General features: G+C 62.7%; 14 protein-coding genes. 2 read left to right on the top strand and 12 right to left on the bottom strand.

Annotated features, from left to right (window positions below):
* Window positions 1–37: 37 nt before the first annotated feature.
* From RZS28_RS07070 to ilvD, 12 genes are all read right to left on the bottom strand, one after another.
* Window positions 38–2,746 carry a molybdopterin-dependent oxidoreductase gene (locus RZS28_RS07070; protein ID WP_407340623.1) on the bottom strand — a complete coding sequence of 903 codons (2,709 nt, stop codon included), beginning with the start codon at window positions 2,744–2,746 and terminating at the stop codon, window positions 38–40.
* Complete coding sequence (locus tag RZS28_RS07065) at window positions 2,746–4,389, bottom strand: sulfite reductase subunit alpha (RefSeq protein ID WP_407340622.1); 1,644 nt, start codon at window positions 4,387–4,389, stop codon at window positions 2,746–2,748. Before RZS28_RS07065 ends, RZS28_RS07070 begins: the two co-directional genes overlap by 1 nt.
* Entirely contained in the window at window positions 4,386–6,185 is a 1,800-nt protein-coding gene (locus RZS28_RS07060; RefSeq protein WP_407340621.1) for a NirA family protein, read from the bottom strand. The genes RZS28_RS07065 and RZS28_RS07060 overlap by 4 nt, the downstream gene beginning before the upstream one ends.
* A 7-nt stretch (window positions 6,186–6,192) precedes the next feature.
* Window positions 6,193–7,410 carry an NAD(P)/FAD-dependent oxidoreductase gene (locus RZS28_RS07055; protein WP_407340620.1) on the bottom strand — a complete coding sequence of 406 codons (1,218 nt, stop codon included), beginning with the start codon at window positions 7,408–7,410 and terminating at the stop codon, window positions 6,193–6,195.
* A gap of 80 nt (window positions 7,411–7,490) precedes the next feature.
* The gene (locus tag RZS28_RS07050; protein WP_407340619.1) at window positions 7,491–8,288 is read right to left on the bottom strand and encodes an ABC transporter ATP-binding protein; all 798 of its coding nucleotides are present in this window, start codon (window positions 8,286–8,288) and stop codon (window positions 7,491–7,493) included.
* A gap of 10 nt (window positions 8,289–8,298) precedes the next feature.
* Window positions 8,299–9,108 carry a nitrate ABC transporter permease gene (ntrB, locus tag RZS28_RS07045; protein WP_407341064.1) on the bottom strand — a complete coding sequence of 270 codons (810 nt, stop codon included), beginning with the start codon at window positions 9,106–9,108 and terminating at the stop codon, window positions 8,299–8,301.
* A gap of 141 nt (window positions 9,109–9,249) precedes the next feature.
* A complete protein-coding gene (locus RZS28_RS07040) occupies window positions 9,250–10,569 on the bottom strand; it encodes a CmpA/NrtA family ABC transporter substrate-binding protein (RefSeq protein ID WP_407340618.1) in 1,320 nt (439 codons plus the stop codon).
* Between the two features lie 278 nt (window positions 10,570–10,847).
* Entirely contained in the window at window positions 10,848–11,978 is a 1,131-nt protein-coding gene (locus tag RZS28_RS07035) for a CmpA/NrtA family ABC transporter substrate-binding protein (RefSeq protein WP_407340617.1), read from the bottom strand.
* Window positions 11,975–12,559 (bottom strand): ANTAR domain-containing response regulator, encoded by a 585-nt coding sequence (locus tag RZS28_RS07030; protein WP_407340616.1) that lies wholly within the window; start codon window positions 12,557–12,559, stop codon window positions 11,975–11,977. The genes RZS28_RS07035 and RZS28_RS07030 overlap by 4 nt, the downstream gene beginning before the upstream one ends.
* Window positions 12,560–12,928: 369 nt before the next feature.
* Window positions 12,929–14,698, bottom strand: coding sequence for a phospholipase C (locus RZS28_RS07025; protein ID WP_407340615.1), 1,770 nt, complete (start codon window positions 14,696–14,698; stop codon window positions 12,929–12,931).
* Window positions 14,699–15,053: 355 nt separating this feature from the next.
* A complete protein-coding gene (locus RZS28_RS07020; RefSeq protein ID WP_407340614.1) occupies window positions 15,054–16,328 on the bottom strand; it encodes a cation:proton antiporter in 1,275 nt (424 codons plus the stop codon).
* A gap of 256 nt (window positions 16,329–16,584) precedes the next feature.
* Window positions 16,585–18,438 carry a dihydroxy-acid dehydratase gene (gene ilvD, locus RZS28_RS07015; RefSeq protein ID WP_407340613.1) on the bottom strand — a complete coding sequence of 618 codons (1,854 nt, stop codon included), beginning with the start codon at window positions 18,436–18,438 and terminating at the stop codon, window positions 16,585–16,587.
* A gap of 466 nt (window positions 18,439–18,904) precedes the next feature.
* Between ilvD and RZS28_RS07010 the strand changes: the two genes are divergently transcribed.
* On the top strand, window positions 18,905–19,561 hold the full coding sequence (locus tag RZS28_RS07010; protein WP_407340612.1) for an HNH endonuclease: 657 nt from the start codon (window positions 18,905–18,907) through the stop codon (window positions 19,559–19,561).
* Between the two features lie 214 nt (window positions 19,562–19,775).
* The gene (locus RZS28_RS07005) at window positions 19,776–21,500 is read left to right on the top strand and encodes a thiamine pyrophosphate-binding protein (protein WP_407340611.1); all 1,725 of its coding nucleotides are present in this window, start codon (window positions 19,776–19,778) and stop codon (window positions 21,498–21,500) included.
* Window positions 21,501–21,509 lie beyond the last annotated feature (9 nt).

The raw sequence follows: 21,509 nt of genomic DNA, 5'->3' as shown, positions 1-21,509 counted from the left end.
CTGAAATCTGGAACGCGGTTCTCGCCGCGTGATCGACTCACGCCCGCGAACGTTTCATTGCATTGCTTCCGACAGTTTGCGCCAGCGCAGGCGTCGCGGCGGCGGCGATCAGTCTTCTCAGTTCTGGCAGACATGAGCCGCAATTGGTCCCCGCTTTCAGCCGCGCCCCGATCGCCGCCACGGAGTCCGCGCCATCGGCGATCGCCGTCTCGATCGCGCGCGATCTCACCCCGAAACAGGCGCAGATCGTCGGACTGGCATCGAAGTCGCCCAGGGCGCTCTTGCCCGAAAGCAAAAAACGCCGTGCGGCTCCATCGAGCCGCTCCGCTCGCCACGCCGTCGCGAGCGCCCCCCATTGCTGCGGCTCCCTGTCTGGCCCGAGAAACAGGATCGCATCGAGCCTTCCCTCCGCGATCAGCGCTGCGCGAAAAACGCCTCGGGCAAGGTCGCTATATTTTGCGTGTTCGGCGCGCGGGGAAATGGCGCTTGCGGCCGCGAGCATGGCCGCGAAAGGCGTATTTGTCGCAATTCGCGCCGCATAGCCGCCCTCGATCGCGCTCCAAGCCCAAACCGCTTCATCCGGAAGCCGGAACCTGGCGCGCGCGAGAACGAAGCCCTGCGCCTTGTAGGAAACTGGGGCTAGCGCCGCTGGCACAGCTTTCGAGTCCGGCTGCCCCGAAACCGGGTCCGTGAAGGCATGGACGAGCGCGCCGACGCGGGCCACATTGCCGGTCTCGTCGCTCCAATGAATCGGGACGAATGCGCGCCCGCGATGTTGCGCGTTCGTGACCGCGACCCGGAGCACGACGCTTCCATGCGCCGTCGAGACGCGCGCGAAGCCGCCTTCGATCAGGCTGAGCCCGCGCGCATCGTCCGGGTTCACCTCGACGAAGGGATCGGGACTATGACTCGCGAGACGCGGCGAAAGGCCCGTCCGGGTCATCGTATGCCATTGATCGCGTAAACGTCCAGTGTTCAGGAGAAAAGGAAATTCGGCGCTTGGCGCCGCGGCGAGGGAAGGCGGCGCGATGACGCCAAAGCGCGCGCGGCCCGATGGCGTAAAGAAACGCCCGTCCGCGAACATCCGCTTCCGCCCGCCTGGGGCGCTGACGGGCGCGGGCCATTGCGTCGGCGCGAGCGCGTCATAGGCCGCGTCGCTGAGTTCGGCCAGCCCGCCAATGTCGAAGTCGCGCGCCCGATCGTTCTCGAACGCCGAGAGCGCGGCGTGCTCACGAAAGATCATAGCCGGACCGGCGTAGTCGAAGGCATCGGCGAAGCCCATGCGCGCAGCGACCTGCGCCGTCGCCCACCAATCCGGCTTCGCCTCGCCGGCCAGCGGCGCGAAGGGGCGCTGACGCGAGATTCGCCGCTCGGAATTCGTCACCGTGCCGTCCTTCTCTCCCCAGGCCGCGGCGGGAAGGAGCACATGCGCGCCGGCTGCGATCGTGTCCGTCGAGCGCACATTGTCGGAGATGACGAGGAGATCGAGCCGGCTGAGCGCGGCCCGCGCATGGTCTGCGCGCGGCAGGCTGACGGCCGGATTGCTCCCCATGATCCACAGGGCCTTGATCTCGCCGCACGCAATGGCGTCGAACATGGCGACGGCCTTGAGGCCTTCGCGCTTGGCTATATGCGGGGCGCGCCAGAACCGCGCGACGCGGTCGATCTCGGCGGATGAAAAGCCCATATGCGCGGCGAGCTGGTTGGCGAGGCCGCCGACCTCGCGCCCGCCCATGGCGTTGGGCTGCCCGGTCAGCGAAAAAGGCCCCATGCCGGGCCGCGCAATGCGGCCTGTCGCAAGATGGCAGTTGAGGATGGAGACAACCTTGTCCGTCCCTTGCCAAGACTGGTTGACGCCCTGGCTGTAGAGGGTCGCGACGCGCGCCGTCTTGCGCCAGAGATCGAAGAAGCTTGCTATATCCGCCGGCGCGACCCCGCATCGCGCGGCGGTTGTCGCTACGTCCGGCGCTATGCGGCGCGCCTGTGCGAGCGCCGCGTCGAAATTTTCCGTATGCGCCGCCACATAGGCGCGATCGACCGCGCCACGGTCCGCGAGATGCGCGAGAAGGCCGCTGAACAGGACGCCGTCCATGCCCGGCTGGATGGTCAGCGCGAGATCGGCGCTTTCGGTCGTGGCCGTGCCGCGAACGTCAATGGTGACGATGCGCGCGCCGCGTCTCTCGCGCGCCAGCGCCATGCGCTGGTAGAGCACCGGATGGCACCAGGCCGCATTCGATCCAACCAACACGAGCAGATCGGCCTCGTCGAGATCTTCATAGCATCCAGGCACGGTGTCCGAGCCGAAGGCGAGCCGGTGGCCCGCGACGGTAGAGGCCATGCAGAGGCGCGAATTCGTGTCCACATTGGCCGAGCCGATAAAGCCTTTCATGAGCTTGTTGGCGACGTAATAGTCTTCGGTCAGCAATTGGCCGGAAAGGTAGAAGGCGACGGCGTCGGGGCCATAGCGCTCGATCACGCGCTGCAATCCCTGGGCGGTGCGAGAGAGGGCGACGTCCCATGTTGACCGCGCGCCGTCCACGATTGGATGCAGGAGCCTTGTCTCAAGCCCCAAAGTCTCGCCGAGCGCCGAGCCTTTGGAGCATAATCGGCCGGCGTTCGCGGGATGGCTCGCGTCGCCGGCGATCGATGTTCCGCCGCGTCCATCTGGCGTCGCCTCGACGCCGCAGCCGACCCCACAATAAGGGCATGTTGTGCGAACGCGCGCCGCCGCGGCGTGAACGTTCATCAATAGACGTCCGTTTGATATCTGCCCTTGGCGCGGAGCTCCTTCAGGAAAGCTTTGGCGCCGGCTTCGTCGCGCTGGCCATGCTCCATGCAGATAGCGGCGAGCGCCGCCTCGACATCGGCGGCCATGCGCTTGGCGTCGCCGCAAACGTAGAGATGCGCGCCCTTCGACAGCCAGGACCAGAGCAAGACCGCTTCTTCGCGCATCTTGTCCTGCACATAGGTCTTGCGCTCGCCGTCGCGTGACCAGGCGAGCGAGAGCTTGGCGAGCTCGCCTGCCGCCAAGTGACCTGACAGTTCGTCCTCATAGAGGAAGTCGAACTCGCGCCGCTGGTGGCCGAAGAACAGCCAAGCCGGCCCTTTCGCCTTGGCGGCGATGCGCTCTTGCAGAAAGGCGCGGAAGGGCGCAACGCCCGTGCCTGGACCCACCATGATGATTGGCGCATCGCCATCGGCCGGCAGCGCGAACTCATGCGCGCGTTGCACATAGGCCTTGACTCTATCGCCGGGCCGCAACGCCGCGCTCACAAATGTCGAGGCGACGCCGAGACGTTCGCGTCCGCCCAATGAGTAGCGGACATGGTCGACGGTCAGCGACAAGCGGCCCGGATTGGCCTTGGGCGACGACGAGATCGAATAAAGGCGAGGCTGCAGCGGCTCTAGCGCTTCGACGAGGGCCTCGGGATCCGGCGGGCGCCCCGGAAATTTCTCGAGCGCCGCAAGCACGTCGAGCGTCGCGGCGTCGCCGTCGGGGTCTTGTCCCTTGGCCAGGGCCTTCGCCGTCGCGCGCCGCGCGCCGCCCGTGATGTAGGAGATGAGCTCGAAGAGCATGTCTGGCGCTGCGCCAAGCGAGACGTCTTCGCTTAGCGTCTGTCGCAGAGTCTTGTCTCCGATCGGAAAATCTTCAGGCGCGTCGATCGCCGCGAGCACGCTCTTCACAAGGCGAGCGTCATTGCGCGGGAAAATGCCGAAACTATCGCCGACCTCGTAGTCGAGTTCGCCATTCGAGATGTCGAACTCGATATGATAGACCGCCTTCTCGGACCCTTCGCGGTTGAGCTTTTTGCGCGCCAGAAACACGGCTTCGGCGGGGTTGTTTCGCGAGCGGCCGCTGCGCGCATCGGCGTCGCGGACCTGAGCGACCGCCTTGGCCTCGGCCTTGACCCTTGCTTCGTCCGGGTCCGTCGCGCCGCCGCCCATGTCCTCGACGAGCTTCTTCAACATGCGGGCGGTGTCCTTGCCGCCCGGCGCGCAGAGGTTCAGGCGCTCCTCCGCTTGCGTTGCGATGGCGTCGGCGTAATCCTCGCAATTATAGCCGCATTGGCCGCAATCCTGCTGCGCCATAGCCGCCATCATGCGCCGGCGCAGCGCGTGGCCCTCCGCAAGCTTCATGCGTTCGCCGAGCGGCAGCGTTTGGTCATGCCAAGGCGCCTCGCCATCGTCGAGCGCCAATGCGCCGTCGCCGCCAATCAACGGGTTGACGGAAAGCTCGCTTATATTGCTAAGCGCTGCGGCCCTGGGCGCCGCCTCGTTTGAAAAAAGGCCTGCGAAAAAGCCGTTCAACCAGGCGCGCTGCTCGGCCGTGAAAGGCGCGCTTTCAGGAATGATCGGCGCTGTCAGCGATTGATGAGGCGAGGCGTTCATGCTTCGCCTCCCTCGGCGAACGCTTTGAGCGCCGGCGCCTCGTGCCGCGCGGCGAAGGCTTGAAAGCTCTCCGCCGCATCGGTCCGACGCGCCAGATAGGCTTTGAGCAGGCGCTCGACTATGGGCGGCGCATCTTCAGCCTTCACGTCGCGCAGGATTTCGCGGGCGATCGCGCCGGCGGCGCTGAACCCGCCTCCAACGACGATGTGATAGCCGTCAACCGTATCATCATCCTCATTGACGGCGACCCTTGCGCCCAACAACCCGATGTCGCCGATGTAATGTTGCGCGCAGGAATTATGGCAACCGGTGAGATGGATATTGACCGGTTGGTCAAGGGTGACGCGGGCCTCGCACCAATTCGCGATTTGCTCGGCGTGAGCTTTGGTGTCGGAAGCCGAAAACTTGCAGCCCCGCGAGCCGGTGCAGGCGACGAGGCCAGCCCGGATCGAGGAGGCTCGCCAGTCGAGGCCGGCCTTTTCGACCGCCGCTTGAGCCGCCTCCAAACGCGCTTCGGGAATTCCGGAGATAAGCAGATTCTGCCAAACGGTGAGGCGCAGATCGCCATCGCCATATGTCTCCGCGATGGCGGAAAGGGCGCGCATCTGCGCCGAGTCCATTCTGCCAACTGGGAGAACGACGCCGAGATAGAAAAGACCGGCTTGCTTCTGCCGATGCGCGCCAATATGCGCCTGCCGATCCTGGGCCGGGCGGGCCAGGATGTGTTTGGCGTCAATGCGCGTCAGTGAACGTCCGAGCTTCGCCTCGACCTGCGCCAAGAAGCCATCCAGGCCGCGGCCTTCGGCCGCGTAGCGGTCCAGCACATATTTCAGCCGCGCCTTGGCGCGATTGGTGCGGTCTCCCTCGCTGATGAAGACGCGGACGATCGCATCCGCCACGGCCGTCGCTTCGCCTGGCCTCACCACGACGCCAGTCTCGCGCGCGAGGTCCTTGTGTCCGGTTATGCCTCCGAGCACCAGCCGGAACCAGACGCCCGGCTCGACGCCGCCGCCCGCCGCGATGGAGACCGCCTGAAAGCCGATGTCGTTGGTGTCTTCCAGCGTCGGAATGGCGCCGCCGCCATCGAAAGCGACATTGAACTTGCGCGGCAAGCCGTAGAGCGTGCGTTGGTTGAGGATATGAAAATGCCATTCGCGCGCATAGGGCCGCGTGTCGATCAGCTCGTCGCGGCCGATGCCCGCCGTCGCGTCGCCGGTCACGTTGCGGATGTTGTCGGCGCCGGCCCCGCGCGTGGTGAGGCCGACATCCTGCAGTCCCTCGACGATATGGAGCGCATCCTTGGCCGCGATCTCGCGTATTTGCAGATTGGCGCGGGTCGTGACATGCGCATAGCCGCCGCCGAACCGCTCCGCGAGATCGGCCACTCCTGAAAACTGCCGATGCGACAGAATCCCATTCGGGATGCGCAGGCGGCACATGTAGCTCTGCTGCGCCGGCGCGACGTAGAAGAGCCCATAATATCGCCAGCGAAAATTATCGGGGGGCTTTGGAAATTCGTCGCGCGCCGCTTGATCTTTCAGCTTGGCGTAGGCGTCGAACGGATGCTCTTCGCGTTTCCACTTCTCTTGATCGACAAGCTTCTTGCCGGCCTTGATCGCCGCGTCCTGCGCCAGCAGATGCGGGGCGTCAGGGCCAGTCGGAGTCAGCTCCGACGCTTGGCCGGTCGAGGGAACGAGGCCGAGCGCGGCCAATCCTTTCTTGGCGCGCGCCGCCTCGACTCCAGACACGAAACCTTCGAGATAGCGCTTCTGGTCGGGGCTGAAATCGTTGTTCATTCGAGCCTCACGCCGCTTGCGGCAGGGCTAGGGCCGGCCCGAAGGCCAGGACATCGCGCCACGGCGAAATGTCCGCGCCGGAGCGGATCATGTCAAGATACCAGAGCGCGTCCGTTGTATCGCCGAACAGCACGGCGCCGGCGAGCCTGTCGCCCCGCATCACAAGCTTCTTGTAGCTGCCTGCGCCTTCATCCTCGAGCGTCACAACATCGCTCGCAGCACATTCGAGGAAGTCTCCCGCCGAAAACACATTCACGCCGGAGACCTTGAGATTGGTTGCAACCGTCGAGCCGGCGTAAGTCGCGCCATGATCGCCCGCGAGCCTGCGCGCCAAGACTTTCGCCTGATCATAGGCCGGCTCGACGAGGCCATAGACCTCGCCGCGATGCTCAGCGCATTCGCCAATCGCGAAAATATCCGGGTCGCTGGTCGTAAGTCCGTCATCGACTATGACGCCGCGGTTGGAGTCTAGCCCAGCGCGGCGGGCGAGCTGCGCGTTCGGTTTAACGCCTACCGCGCAGACCACGAGATCAACGGGAATGCTGCGTCCGTCCGCGAGCTCCACTGCGCTGACGCGATCGGTCCCGGCTATCTGCATCGTCTCCGCCGAAAGCAGTGCGTCGACGCCCTTGGACTCGATCGCGCGCTTCAGCAGCGCCGCTGCGTGAGTGTCGAGCTGGCGCTCCATCAGGCGGTCCATGAGATGGACAAGCGTCACCTTTACACCCGCCTTGGCGAGCCCATATGCCGCCTCGACTCCAAGAAGGCCGCCGCCGATCACGGCGGCCCGCGCGCCGGGCGGCGTCGCCGTGCGCATCGCCTCGACATCGGCAAGATCGCGGAAAGTGACGACGCCCTCCAGATTCATGCCGGGCTTTGGCAGCTTTATAGGGAGCGAGCCTGTGGCCAGCACGAGCTTCGAAAAGGCCAGGCGCAGGCCATTCGCAAGCGTCACGGTCCTATCGCCGCGATCGACCGATTCGACGGTCTGTCCGCAGAGCGTCGTGACGCCGCGCGCGCTCCACCAACCGCGCGGCTTCAGCTCGAGCGCTGCCTCATCCACCTCGCCGGCCAGCAGCGAAGATAGCAGAACGCGATTGTAGGATGCGCGTGGCTCGCCGCCAATGACGATCACGCTGTATTTGCCGAGCGCGCGTTGCGTCAATTCATCGACAAAGCGCGTCGCCGCCATCCCATTGCCGACGACGATGAGGGGTTCGCTCATGCGGTTCATCCCATTGTGTTGTAAGTTCTGGATTGATCTACAATGTCCGGGCTTCAAAGTTGCGGCTTGGCGTGGCGAAGTCACGCGGCCTCGACGAAGCGGTGGCGTTCGTAGAGGAATTTCAGGACCATCTCGCGCGAGTGGATGTAAGCCGGGTCGGCGGCGAGCTCGAGCCTTTGGCGCGGCCGCGCTAGCGGCACTTCGAGCACTTCGCCAATGCGCGCCGCCGGGCCATTGGTCATCATGACGATGCGGTCGGAGAGAAGAACGGCTTCATCGACGTCATGCGTGATCATGATGACCGTGTTGCCGAGCGTAGCGTGGATGCGCATGACGCTGTCCTGCAGATGGGCTCGCGTCAGCGCGTCAAGCGCGCCGAAAGGCTCGTCGAGAAGAAGCACCTTCGGCTCCATGGCGAGGGCCCGCGCGAGGCCGACGCGCTGCTTCATGCCGCCTGAGATCTCGGACGGCCGCTTGTCCTTGGCGTGCGACATCTGAACGAGATCGAGATTGTGCATGCACCAGCGATGCCTTTCGGCCCGCGACTTGGTCCCCCCGAAAACCTTGTCGACCGCGAGTCTCACATTGCCATAGACCGTGAGCCAGGGCAGGAGGCTATGGTTTTGAAACACGATGGCGCGGTCCGGGCCGGGGCTGTTGACCTCGCGATCTTCCAGCAGAATAGCGCCAAAGGTCACCGGCGTCAGACCCGCTATGAGGTTGAGAAGGGTTGACTTGCCGCAGCCGGAATGGCCGATGATCGAAACGAATTGGCCTTTTTCGATTGCTAAATCGACATCCGTCAAGACTTCCGTCGTCGAGCCGCTGCGCGAAAAACTTTTCGCCACATGATCGACCTTGAGATAGGAATAGGTCATGTCGACTCCTTCAATGTGCGGATACGCCGCGTGTGACGACTGAGCCGATTGCGCCGACGAGGCGGTCAAGGGCGAACCCTGTGACGCCGATGTAGCCAAGCGCGACGATGATGTCGGGCAAGCGCGACGAGTTCCAGGCGTCCCAGATGAAGAAACCGATGCCGACGCCTCCGGTGAGCATTTCGGCCGCCACGATCGCGAGCCAGGCGAGGCCGATGCCGATGCGCAGCCCCGTGAAGATATAGGGGGCGGCCGCTGGGATCATGATCTTGGAAAAGAACTCGAAAGGGTTGAGGCGCAGGACCAATGCGACATTGCGATAATCCTGCGGGATGTTGCGGACGCCCACGGCAGTGTTGATGATGATCGGCCAGACGCTGGTGATGAAGATCACGAAGATCGCGGAAGGGTTGCTGTCGCGAAAGGCGGCGAGCGCAAGCGGCAGCCAGGCGAGGGGCGGCACCGTGCGCAGCACCTGAAAGATTGGGTCGAGCCCCCGCATCGCCCACACAGATTGGCCGACCAGCGCGCCGAGAAAGACGCCAACCCCGGTAGCAAGCCCGAAACCGATCATCACGCGCTGAAGCGACACCCACACGCGCCAGCCAAGGCCGATATCCTGCGGGCCATTGTCGAAGAAAGGATGCTGGATCAGATCGCCCGCCTGCAACCATACGACGGAGGGCGCCGGCAAAGTGGCTCCCGGCCGTCCGTATAAGATTTGCCAGACGAAAAGGATAAGGCCGAACGTGATGAGCGGCGGCGCAATGTTGCGGACGGCGCGCTGCAGGAACGCCCCGGCCGCCGACGCCGCGCCCATCCAAAACGCCGCAATCAATCGCAACATGCGCGTTCGCTTAGGCGCCGGACGCGCGCAATTGGGTTCGGCCTCGAATTTCTGCTGCAATGCCGTGATGGGCATGAAGGTCTCCATAAAGACGGCAAGGATCGTGGAGCGGCGTCAGGCGATGCGCTTGATGGTCAGGCTTTTGAGGTAGTCAAATGGATCGGCGGGATCGAAAACCTTGCCATCGAAGAAAGTCTCCTTGCCGCGCGACGTCGTTGGCGGAATATCGCCAGCCGCAACGCCAAGGGTCCTTGCGGCGTCGCGCCAAAGATCCTCGCGGTTCACCTTATCGATCAGCGCCTTGATGTCGGTCGAGGGATCGAACTTGCCCCAGCGAATGTCCTCGGCGACGAACCACGCGTCATGGCTCTTGAACGGATAGGAAACTCCGCCCGCCCAGAATTTCATGTAGAGATCAGTGCCCTTTGCGACGCGACCGTCGCCGTAATTAATGTCGCCTTTCAGTCGCCCGAGCACATCCGGCGCGGGCGCGTTCAGCCATTGCCGCTTGCCCAAAATCGTCGCCATCTCTTCCTTGTTCTCGAACTTGTCGCACCATTGCTGCGCCTCCATCACGGCGATGAGCAAGGCTTTCGCAGCTCTCGGATATTTGTCGACGAAATCCGCGCGCAGGCCGAGCGCCTTCTCCGGATGTCGCGGCCAGATTTCCCCGGTCATGCAGGCGGTGAAGCCAACGCCTTGATTGACCAGTTGCTCGTTCCAAGGCTCGCCGACGCAGAAAGCGTCCATGTTGCCCACTTTCATATTCGCCACCATTTGGGGCGGCGGCACGACAATGGTCGAGACGTCCTTGTCGGGATCGATGCCGCCGGCGGCGAGCCAATAGCGGAGCCAAAGGTCATGCGTGCCGCCGGGAAAGGTCATGGCGACCTTCACCTCTTTGCCTTCGGTCCTTTTTTTGGCGAAGACATCTCTGAGAGGAGACGAGTCAAGGCCGACTTTCATCGCCTTGTATTCGTTCGCGACGGAGATCCCCTGACTGTCGTAGTTGAGGCGCGCGAGCACATACATTGGCGTGGGCGCGTTGTTCTGCGTCACTCTGCCGGCCGAGATCAGGTAGGGCATGGGCGAGAGGATATGCGCGCCGTCAATGCCGTTGGCCTCGGCGCCGAGAACGAGATTGTCGCGCGTCGCGCCCCATGAGGCCTGTTTGGCGACGACCGCGTCGGTCAGGCCGACCTTGTCGAAGAAGCCCTTTTCCTTGGCGACGATCAGCGGCGCGGCGTCGGTCAGCGCGATATAGCCGAGGACGACCTTCGAGACCTCAGGCCCTGTTGGCTCCGCGAAAGCGCCGCCGGGGAAAGCGCTTTGGGCGGCGGCGACAAGCGCGCTTGCGCCGGCGATGCGGGCGCTCGATGTCAAAAGCGCGCGGCGCGTCAGCCTTAATGCGGGCGCCGAAAAACTTGCATCCATGCGCGGGCTCCAAGAACAAAAAAAACGCCGCTGACGGACCCCAGGTTCTTGGGGTCGGTCAGCGGCGCTGCTGAAGTGCCGGGCCCGTCATTGGACCCCGCGTGGGTTCACGAGATGGCGATCCCGCGTCTGGATTAACAAGCAAGGCCCGCGCCAAGTCGGGAGGAGGCGAAGTGATCGCAAAGTTAGAGAGTTTGGCCTTGCGTGGACGTCTTCAATCTTCCAAACTGCTTTATAATTGCGCAGGAAGAACATTTGTTAGGCGGTGTTCTCGCAATTTATCCTCGCGGCGGGCCTCGAAGCGCGGCCAGGTAAGCGGGAAGATCATCCGGCGAAAATGCGGGGCCGTCGAATGCGCGCGGAGCATCGATCGGCTCCAGGATCTCCGGGCCCAGATCGGGCCGGTAGACCCTTGCCGCGGCGTCTGCCAACGCCGGCGAGTAGGCGACCTGTCCGGCGGCGACCATCTGGGCGAACAGCCAAAGCGCATGAGACCGATGCGCTTTGATCGCGGCAGGGTCGAGCCGCAGGCCCGCGGCCGCGACAACCGGACCGCTTGCGGCAATCGGATCTTCAAGGATGTGGGCGATGGTTTCCGCGCTCACGCCGGGCTCGGAAACTGAAGCGAGCAGCGCCGCCAGGGCTTTCCTATTGGCCGCGTCGGTCGCCCACATCGAGGCTTCGCCAACCGCTTCCGCCAGCGCGCGGACGTCGGCCGCATTCGACTCCGCCCAGTCGGCGCGAAACGCCAGCACCTTTTCAGGGCAATCGCGCACCAGGGCCGGGCCCGTATGGAGGATGATTCCGACGCCTGCCGCGACCGCCAGCGAATTCCACGGCGCGCCGACGCAAAACCCGTCCACATGGCCTTTGCGAAGCGTTTCCACCATGAAAGGCGGCGGCGCAACAACGAGCCGCACGTCTTCGTCCGGGTCGACGCCGCCGGCGCGCATCCACAGGCGCAGTTGATAATGATGGCTGGAGAACGGGAAGACATGGCCGAAGGTCAGGGCGGGTTCGCCCTTCTGCTGCCGCTTGGCGACGATCCGGGCGAGCGCCTTCGCGGTCAGGCGAGGGTCGGCGAAATCGCCTTCCGCCTCCTGCCGCAGGGCGTCAAAAAGCGCGCCTGAGACCGTGATCGCATTGCCATTGAGCCCAAGCGCCACTGGGGCCACAAGCCGCGTCTCCATCTGGCCGATCCCGATCGAGGATGCGATCGCGGCCGGCGCCAACATATGCGCCGCCTCGAAATGTCCCAGGATGAGCTTGTCGCGAATGTTCGCCCAGGAGGATTCTCGGATGAGTTCGAGATCGAGCCCCCGCGCGGCCGCGAAATGTTTCGCCTTGGCCACATGGAGCAGCGCAGCGTCGGTCAAGGGCACATATCCGACGCGCAGCTTTTTCGTCATCGCAAGAGCTCCGCGGCCGTGATGATGGAACGGGCGATGTCGGCTATCTTCTTGTTTTCGTTCATCGCCGCCTTGCGCATGAGAGCGTAGGCCTGCTCTTCCGAAATTGACTTGGCGCGCATGACGAGCGCCTTCGCCCGGTCGATCGCCTTGCGGTCCTCGAGCTGGGACTTCGTCCGCTCCAGCTCGTCCTTGAGCCTGGCGAAGGCGTTGAACCGGCTGATCGTTGTGTCGAGGATCGGCTTGACGCGCTCTTTGCGCAAGCCGTCGACGATATAGGCGGACACCCCGGCGTCGATCGCTGCGTCGATCATTGCGGAATCGGACTGATCGACGAACATGGCGACCGGGCGCGCCACCGTGCGGCTCACCTGAAACATTTGTTCGAGAATGTCGCGGCTTGGGCTTTCGAGATCGATGAGGATGACGTCGGGATCGACCCCGCGGATGCGGTCGAGCAGGTCCATAGTGTCGTCGATGCGCACCACGCTCAAGTGCCCAGCCTCGCGCAGACCGTCTTCGAGAATAGCGGCGCGCAAGGGGTTTTTATCGATCACGACAATGCGCAGATCTCGGTCCATTGATCTCCAGCCGAATGCGCCCGCCCCAGGGGACCCCAAATTCACCTAAAACGGCCCCGGCGCAAGCTTTAGTAAATTCGGCTGAAGAAAGTGGAGGCGGGAGAGTCGACGGCGGGCGGTCTGACGAGCGCGCGACGCCCTTTCTTCGCGGCGCCGGCGCATGAATGGAGGCCGTCCAATTCGACAAGACGATGGACCTGCTTCGCTTGCCGAACTCGGCCTCGCGCCGCGTCGACGAAACCGCGCCCGAAAGTCGCCGCTTGCGATGCGGCGATCAAATAGAAGGGCCCGCCCGCATCGCTGCGGACGAGCCCTTCTTGGGTCGGATCAAACCAGAAGTGCCGATCCTAGCCGAACGGTCGCGCCGCGTCAGCGACCATCGTCATTGAAGCGGGAAACAAAGGTCACGGTGCCGGTCTTCTCATCAAGGATCAGCTTGGCCGGCCCGAAATCGTCTCGCCTGTCAAAGTCGAACAGATTGGTGAGCAGCCCGGCGATCGTGTCGAATGACCCGCCTGCCTGGACGCGCTCACCGGACAGCCAGTTGTCCTCGATGAAGCGCAGGATCGAGCTTTGGTCGGTCAGGGTATGGTCGACGTGGTTGACCTTCGCATAGGGCGAGACCACGAGCAGAGGCACGCGGGTTCCGTAGCCGCAGCGACCCTGGACAGGCGAGCCGAAGCTGCCTTTGAGCGGCGTGGTTGGCGTGGTCCTTCCCTGCTGCACGCCATTGTCGCATAAGTTGGCGAGGTTCAGCGCATCCTCCGCGGTCGCCGAAGGGTCGACGATCGGCGGCATCTGATGATCGTACCAGCCGTCGGAATCGTCATAGGCGATGATCACGGCGGTGTCGTCCCAGTCCGAGCTCTTCTGCAAGGCGTTGATCACCCTGACGACGAAGTGCTGCTCGTCGAGCGGATCCGAATAGCCGGGATGGCCGTCTTCGAAGCCCGAGGCCTTGAGGAAGCTGACCGAAGGCAGGTTCCGTGCCGCGAGCGCGGCGAAGAAATCATTGATGTCGTATTGATGGTTCGCCGGCTCCTGCGTCGTTGTGTGCGGGATCAGGCTGTGTCCGATCGCCGCCACGGAGCTTGGGCGGGCGTGGGTCGGATTCCGCGTCGACGCATAATATTGGAAAGGCTGGTGATGCGGGATATAGTCAGCCGACGTGAACGTGAGTGCGCCAGGCGCCGTCGTGGTGGATTGGCGCGCGCATCCTGTTGACCCATCGGGATTGACCACGGTGAGGTCGAAGCCTCCCTCGAACCAACCCCATGTGACGTTCTTGGCGTTGAGCAGATCGCCGATGTTGCGTCCGTGCATCGCGACCACGTCGCCGGTGGTGGTGGAGCAAACGTCGTAGAGGGGATCGCCGTCGCCGATTTCGGTATAATTGCCTTGGCCGTCAGGAACCTCATGCGTCGCATGAAGCAGATGCCCGGAGCCGTCGACAACGTTCGCCGAGGCGTTGAAACCATTGGTCTGCCCTGAGATCAGGTTAAGGGCGCCAGGCGTCGAAGGTCCGAATGTCGTTGTCCAGAAATTGTCGCTCAAGGCGAAATGCTGGGCGTAGTTCCAGAAGGCGGTGACGGTATTGCCGTCATAATAGCCCATCACGAGGTTCTTGCCGAAGCCCGACGGCGTGCCGCCTACACCCGTATATTTCGGAAAAGAGTCCATCTTCCCATTATTGTAGGCTTGTTGCTCGGGGAGATAATTATGCCCCTGGTCCGCGGTTAGCGCCTGCGCCGGCGTCAGGCGGATTGGATTGGATGCGTCGGCGCCATTGATCGCCGCGCCGGAGCCGAGAGGGCCGTTTGGATTCTTGTTGATGAGATCGAGGCTCTTGAGCGGCGCAAAATGATTGTTCGGGTCGAGCGGCGTGAGCAGGGTGTTGATGCTTTTCGGGGTGTCTTTCGACGCTTTGAACGGCGTCTCGCCCGCCAAGTTCTTCACCACAGGATAGGTGCCGAAATAGTGGTCGAACGAGACGTTTTCTTGGAAGATCACGACGATATGCTTGATCGGCGTCGTGGTGTGAGCGCGATGGTCGTCGAAATCGCGCTCGTCCGCACGGATGCCGGCCGGGGCGACGACGAGAGCCGCCGCAAGACAGGCGGAGATAACTCTATTCTCCATTTTGTTCAGTTCCCCCAAAGTTGATGAGCGGCGCATTGAAGGCTACGCATGCGCAGATGCGGCGAGCCCATGTCGCTGGGCCGCCGTCATCGCGGGCTTATAAGACCGGTATGTAACAGTGATGTAATGATATGCGCCCGGTCCGAGAAATGATTCGAGACCCAACTCTTGCCGCCGGCCGACGAGCGCTGTGGAGTATGTGATTGTCTCAACCGACACGGGTCTGTTTACAGTTGATCCGTTCTCAACTCCGTGAACTGCCAGACGACCTCCTGCTCCAAGCCAAACCAACTTTGCTGTGCGTCTGTTGGCGGTCCAGCGCGGCCGGAAGCAAACTGCTAATCGGCTTTCGAGGTCACTGCCTTCCCCAGCTTTTCTGAGTAATGAAGAGCATGAACCGAGACAGCCGCGGCGAGGCGAAATCGGCGGCGCGGCGGGCGGCGACGGCGAGGAAGCCATCCGCTCGCTCTTCGTCCGACTGCGCACGAAGCGAAATGGCGAGGGTCGGAAAGACCGCGACCGATATGACGGCGGCGCCCACGAGGGCCGAAGCGTTCTCGGGCAGCATGTGGCCTGTTCGCACGCCCAGATATGTCACGGCGACGACAAGCGACAGCGTGGTCGAGGAAAAAAGAGCAAGCGGAAGCAGATCGCGCTCCGGGAGCACGCGCTTGTACAAACGAACGGGAAGAATGCGGATGAATAGAAAGGCCGCGCAAAAGAGGAAAAGGCGGGCGAGGCTCGCCGGGCTAGTCACCAGCGCGGGCAGGTCGAATTCGACGCCGCTTGTTATGAAGAACAATGGAATAAAAAAACCGGAGCCGATCGACGTCAGCCGATCTTCGAGGATCTCCGCTTTGGTGTCGCGCACCAGCATTGCGATCGCCATTCCGGCGGTGTAGGCGCCGAGGACAATCTCCATGCCGAGCTCATTGGCGAGCGAGACAAGCGCGAGCAGAATCAAGATTGAGATTCGGACCGGCAGAATCGAGCTGTCGCCCATCCAGCGCGCGATCATGAGCGACAATCCGTCGGAGCGCAGGTTCCTCGCGAAAAAGATCGCTCCGATCGCGGCCGCCAGAAATACCATGCTCAAAAGCGTCTGATGCAGATGGTGGTGCGCATGCGCCAGCACCACCGAGGCGAGGACAACGGGGCCGAGTTCACCGATAGCCGCCGCCCCGAGGACATAACGGCCAAAATCGCTGTCGAGGTCGCCGGTTTGGCGGAGGATTGGAATGAGTATGCCGAACGCCGTCGTCGGCAAGACGAGCGCGACGAGCAGAGGCGCGTCCACAAGGCCGACCAAATAGAGCAGTCCGATGAAACCGCAGGCCAAGGCCAGCGAAAAGAGCCATGCGAGCGCGCCAAGACGCAGAGGCGCGCCCTTGATTTTGTCAGGATCGAACTCGAAGCCTGCTTGGAAAAACAAGAATATGAGGCCAAATTCCCCGAGAAATCCGATGGCGCCCTCGCTTGTGACCCAACCGGCGCCGCTGGGGCCGATCAATATTCCAAGCGCCAATTCGAGGACAACCACGGGCGTTCGAAGAAGCGTCGGCAATCGAGCGAGCAAGGGCGCCAGCACAGCTATGAAGGCGATGATGAAAAGAGAATGAATTTCGCTCATGATCCTGTCTTTCGTCGGATCGCGGGATTTCAATCTTCAAGCAGCCGATAGCCGCGCGCTCTTCGAATCTTTTTCGATTCGAAAGCTCCGAAAGAATAGGACACGACAGAAATGAAGGGAATGTTTCAAGCGCGCGCGTTCCGCAGATGCGTGGGCGAATCGCTCGACGCACGTTCGCTAATTCGCCCGCATGTTCGCGAAGCTTCTTGACGAATGGTTCAGCGCGCCTCCAGGCCGAGCGCGCAGGCCGTTTCGCTCACCGCGAAACGGCCTGCGCGACATTCCTCACCGCACCGCGCGCGGCGCTGGTCGTCAAGGCCGCATAGGCTTGCAGCGCCGTCGAGATTTTTCGGGCGCGACTCGCCGGTTTCCAAGCCGATTTGCCCTTGGCTTCCATCGCGGTGCGGCGGCGGGCGATCACTTCGTCCGACACGGCGAGATGGATGCGCCGGTTCGGAATGTCGATCTCGATGAGGTCGCCGTCTTCCACAAGGCCGATGGCCCCGCCCTCCGCCGCTTCCGGCGAGACATGGCCGATCGAAAGCCCCGAGGTGCCGCCGGAGAAGCGGCCATCCGTAATGAGCGCGCAGGCTTTACCGAGTCCCTTCGACTTGAGATAGCTCGTCGGATAGAGCATCTCCTGCATGCCTGGGCCGCCGCGTGGCCCTTCGTAGCGGATGACCACCACGTCGCCGGCCTTGATCTTGTCGCCCAGGATGGCCTCCACCGCGGAGTCCTGACTCTCGAAGATGCGGGCTGGGCCGGAGAATGTCAGGTTCGAGGCGTCGACGCCGGCCGTCTTCACGATCGACCCGTCCTCGGCGAGATTGCCATAGAGGACGGCCAGACCGCCATCCTTGGAGAAGGCGTGCGCCGCATCCCGGATGGTTCCGGATTCGCGATCGAGATCGAGCGCATCGAATCGCTTGTCCTGGCTGAAGGCGACCTGGGTCGGAACGCCGCCGGGAGCCGCGCGGTAGAAATGCGCCGCCGCGTCGCTCGCTGTCCGCCGCACGTCCCAACGCTCCAAGCCGTGCGCGAGCGTCGCCGCATGAACCGTCGGGAGGTTCGCATGGATGAGCCCGGCGCGCTCCAACTCGCCGAGAATCGCCATGACCCCGCCGGCGCGATGCACGTCCTCGAGATGAACGTCCGCGACCGAAGGCGCGACCTTGCATAGAACCGGCACGCGGCGCGACAGCCGGTCGATGTCGCGCATCGTGAAGTCGACCTCGCCTTCATAGGCGGCGGCCAAAAGATGCAGCACGGTATTGGTTGAGCCGCCCATGGCGATGTCGAGCGTCATCGCGTTCTCGAAGGCTTCGAAGCTCGCGATCGCGCGCGGCAGAGCCGAGGCGTCCTCCTGCTCGTAATAGCGGCGGGCGAGATCGACGATTAGATGGCCCGCTTCGACGAAGAGCCGCTTGCGATCCGCGTGGGTCGCAAGCAGCGATCCATTGCCGGGAAGCGCGAGGCCGAGCGCCTCGGTGAGGCAATTCATCGAATTGGCGGTGAACATCCCCGAGCAGGAGCCGCAAGTCGGACAGGCCGAGCGCTCGATGACGGCCACCTCCGCGTCGGCGATCTTGTCGTCGGCCGCCGCCACCATGGCGTCGATGAGATCGAGCGCCTTGGCTTTGCCGCCCACAATCGCCTTGCCGGCCTCCATCGGGCCGCCGGAGACGAAGACGGCGGGGATATTGAGGCGGAGCGCCGCCATCAGCATGCCGGGCGTGATCTTGTCGCAATTGGAAATGCAGACCATGGCGTCGACGCAATGGGCGTTCACCATATATTCGACCGAGTCGGCGATGATCTCGCGGGAAGGGAGGCTATAGAGCATCCCGTCATGGCCCATGGCGATGCCGTCATCGACGGCGATGGTGTTGAACTCCTTGGCGACGCCTCCCGCCGCTTCGATCTCCCGCGCCACGAGCTGGCCAAGGTCCTTCAGGTGCACATGGCCCGGCACGAATTGGGTGAAGGAATTGACCACGGCGATGATCGGCTTGCCAAAATCGGCGTCGGTCATGCCTGTGGCGCGCCAGAGGCCGCGCGCTCCGGCCATATTGCGGCCATGCGTGGTGGTGCGGGAGCGATATTGGGGCATGAGGCGATCCCAGACGTTAGAGAATCCGTCGAACTGCGGCTTATAGCCTAAAGGCCTTGGGAGGTCACTGTGTACGAAAAAAGGCTCATCGACGCAGCCTCGGCGCCCACGGCTCGATGACAGCTAGGCCTCAGGCGCGACCAATTCCTAGATCTCGACGATAGATCGTTCGGCCTTTTTTTGAGGACTTCCTCGTCCGACCGCAAGCATCCGCTGGGGGTGCCCAAAATAAGCCAGCACAGCGACGGGTCTGCAGCTCACTGGTCGAATTCGCCTTTGCAATTCCGGCGGTGGGTCAATTTGAAATCTAAATTGCCGGGCCAGTTCAACTTGAATCACATGCGACCAGCGCGTATGCGCCGGATTATGCCATCCACGGGCCGAACCACGATTACACAAAACTGATTGCTGCTTGGCACCAGCAATCAGTATGAGAACGCGTCCCAAAAGAATGGATTTAGCGCATATGAAGTCTCAGGTTATCGAGCGTTTCAAACGAGAATTTGGAGAGCCGGCACGTGATCTTACGAAGATCAAGGCTTGGGATGTCAGGTCTGACCTTGGAGTGGTGGTCCAGACTGATCAACCAAACAAAGAGAACGCTGCCTTCGTCTGGCTACCCTACCCTCGGGAGGGGCAGACGATCCCCGAAATTGCTCTTGAGTATCCAGGTGAATCTGGACGTCATAGCAATACCTATGCGTCGCCGGGTCTGAGGCGCGGTGAACCAGCATTGAAGCTGACGATCCGTGATCCACGAGAGCTTGAAGATACAATTGAATATATCCACGCCATGAGCGCGGCTACGCCACTGCCGGAGGTTAAGGCGCGCCAGAAGTCAGAGCTCAACGAGTACCACGAATTGGGCGCCCCATTTCCGACGCCGATCGACCTAAATTCCATGCCCAAAATTAAGGAAGTTAAGCCCAGACGTGAGGCCATACCAAGAGTAGTCCAGCGAGAAGTTTGGCAGCGCGACGGCGGACGCTGCGTGGAATGCTCGACACGAGAAAAGCTTTGCTTTGATCACATTGTCCCGTTTTCTCGGGGTGGAAGCAATACTGTACGAAACATTCAGTTGCTATGCGAGACTTGCAATTTGACAAAGGGCAATCGGATTTGATCGCTGGGCGATGTTTAAATGTGAAATCTGTTCCCTCAAACATGGCCGCGCAAAAGTGATCCCGAATCTCATACTACCCTATGAACGAAAATCTCTGCGCAAGGCGGCGATGGAAAATACCGCATGATATATGATTGCTCGCTGGCTCCTTGGTGACGCGGGCTGCTTTCGAAATGACTAGTTGGGTTCGCACTAAAATTCAGGACGCATCGTCATGCAGCTCGGAACAGATTTCATTCTCCATGCCTTGGCCTCGGAGGACATCGATCATCTGTTCATGGTTCCCGGCGGCCTCGTCGATCCTTTTCTTCCCGCTCTCGGGAGACAGACGGCGCTTGCGCCGATCGTCGCCGCGCAAGAGGGCGGCGCGGTCTACATGGCCGACGGCTACGCCAGGGCGAGCGGCAAATTCGGCGCGGCGCTCTGCATAGGGGGGCCTGGCTTCACCAATACGGTGACGGCGGTCGCCACGGCGCAGACCGATGGCTCGCCGGTGCTTTTGCTGAGCGGCGAGGTCAGCACGCTGATCGAAGGGCTCGGCATGTTTCAGGACGCGAGCCCCCAGACGATCGACGATGTCAGCATCATGAAGCCGATCGTCCGCTACTCCTCCTCGATCGATAATCCGAGGAACCTGCCGCATCTTTTCAGGCACGCATTGCTGCAGCTTCGAACCCGGCCATCCGGGCCGGTGCATCTCTCCTTGCCCATTGACAGCCAGACCGACGAAATCTCGGCCAGCTATGCGAGAATCGATCCGGCTCTTGTCGATTCCGCGCCGCTTTCCCTGGCCGCTGCGACCTCGGCGCTCCAACATTTTCTTGGGCCGTCTTGCGGCAAGCCGCCGGCCAAAATCGCAATCCTCGCCGGCGCCGGAGTGGAGCACGCCCATGCGGCGCGCGCGCTCAAGCAGTTCGCCGAGCTCTGGCAAATTCCGGTCGCGACCACCCTCAGAGCCAAAGGCGTCTTCCCGGAGGATCATCCTCTGTCATTGGGCGTGTTCGGCTACGCTGGGACGCATCATTCGCGCATGGCCTTGCTCGATGCGCCGCCGGACCTTTTGATCGTGCTGGCGTCGGGGCTGAACGAGCGCGACACGATGCACTGGTCGCTGCAACTCAAGCCGAACGCTGCGATTTGCGTGAATTTGGCGCCGGCCAGCATCGGCATGCATTCCGAAGGCGGCGGGGTCGTCGGAGATTGCGGCGCCTTCCTGACCTATCTCCTTGATAGGAGCGATGAGCTTGGACCCCCGATGCAGGCGACGCTTGCGGAGCGTTCCGGCTGGGTGTCGGACATTCGATCCAAGCCTCGCTTGCAAGATGTTGAAAATTGCGCCAGCGACGCTGTTCCCATCCATCCGGCGCGCGCGATCAGCGAGTTGAGACGCGTTTTCCCCCGCGACGGCATTCTGCTTGTCGATTCTGGCGCCCATCGCGCTTTCGCCGGCCACTATTGGGAGGCTTACGAGCCGCGGACCTATATTTCAGCGACCAATCTCGGCCCCATGGGCTGGGCCATTCCCGCCGCGATCGGCGTTCAATGCGCGCAGCCGCAGCGCAGGGTCGCCATCATTACCGGCGACGGTTGCATGCACATGAACGGGATCGAGGTCTCAACCGCAGCGCGCTATAAGCTGCCGATTGTCTTTGTCGTGATCAACAACGCCGCGCTTGGCAATGTCTGGCTGCGCGCCCATAAGCTTGGGCCGGTCCCTGACGAATTGACCCGGTTGCCCGATCATGACTGGGCTGGTTTCGCCCGGGCGTTAGGCTGTCGCGGCGAAACAGTCGATGAACCCGCCGGTCTTGCGGGCGCATTCGAGCGCGCGCTCAATGGGGACGGCCCATGCCTCATAGATGTAAAGGCCGACAAGACCGCAGCGACGCCGGTAGGGGATTGGGCGTCGGCTCTTGCAGCCTATTCCTACCACGAATAAAGCGGAGGC

Source organism: Methylocapsa polymorpha (assembly GCF_045689225.1).
In the GTDB taxonomy this organism is placed as follows: domain Bacteria; phylum Pseudomonadota; class Alphaproteobacteria; order Rhizobiales; family Beijerinckiaceae; genus Methylocapsa; species Methylocapsa polymorpha.
The sequence above is the reverse complement of the archived record's forward strand: the minus strand, read 5'-3'. Positions and strand labels throughout refer to the sequence as shown.

Bases quoted from the DNA above. Each gene is read 5' to 3' on its own strand.
- RZS28_RS07070 (WP_407340623.1), bottom strand. From the start codon at position 2,746: ATGAACGTTCACGCCGCGGCGGCGCGCGTTCGCACAACATGCCCTTAT.
- RZS28_RS07065 (WP_407340622.1), bottom strand. From the start codon at position 4,389: ATGAACGCCTCGCCTCATCAATCGCTGACAGCGCCGATCATTCCTGAA.
- RZS28_RS07060 (WP_407340621.1), bottom strand. From the start codon at position 6,185: ATGAACAACGATTTCAGCCCCGACCAGAAGCGCTATCTCGAAGGTTTC.
- RZS28_RS07055 (WP_407340620.1), bottom strand. From the start codon at position 7,410: ATGAGCGAACCCCTCATCGTCGTCGGCAATGGGATGGCGGCGACGCGC.
- RZS28_RS07050 (WP_407340619.1), bottom strand. From the start codon at position 8,288: ATGACCTATTCCTATCTCAAGGTCGATCATGTGGCGAAAAGTTTTTCG.
- ntrB (WP_407341064.1), bottom strand. From the start codon at position 9,108: ATGGGCGCGGCGTCGGCGGCCGGGGCGTTCCTGCAGCGCGCCGTCCGC.
- RZS28_RS07040 (WP_407340618.1), bottom strand. From the start codon at position 10,569: ATGGATGCAAGTTTTTCGGCGCCCGCATTAAGGCTGACGCGCCGCGCG.
- RZS28_RS07035 (WP_407340617.1), bottom strand. From the start codon at position 11,978: ATGACGAAAAAGCTGCGCGTCGGATATGTGCCCTTGACCGACGCTGCG.
- RZS28_RS07030 (WP_407340616.1), bottom strand. From the start codon at position 12,559: ATGGACCGAGATCTGCGCATTGTCGTGATCGATAAAAACCCCTTGCGC.
- RZS28_RS07025 (WP_407340615.1), bottom strand. From the start codon at position 14,698: ATGGAGAATAGAGTTATCTCCGCCTGTCTTGCGGCGGCTCTCGTCGTC.
- RZS28_RS07020 (WP_407340614.1), bottom strand. From the start codon at position 16,328: ATGAGCGAAATTCATTCTCTTTTCATCATCGCCTTCATAGCTGTGCTG.
- ilvD (WP_407340613.1), bottom strand. From the start codon at position 18,438: ATGCCCCAATATCGCTCCCGCACCACCACGCATGGCCGCAATATGGCC.
- RZS28_RS07010 (WP_407340612.1), top strand. From the start codon at position 18,905: ATGAAGTCTCAGGTTATCGAGCGTTTCAAACGAGAATTTGGAGAGCCG.
- RZS28_RS07005 (WP_407340611.1), top strand. From the start codon at position 19,776: ATGCAGCTCGGAACAGATTTCATTCTCCATGCCTTGGCCTCGGAGGAC.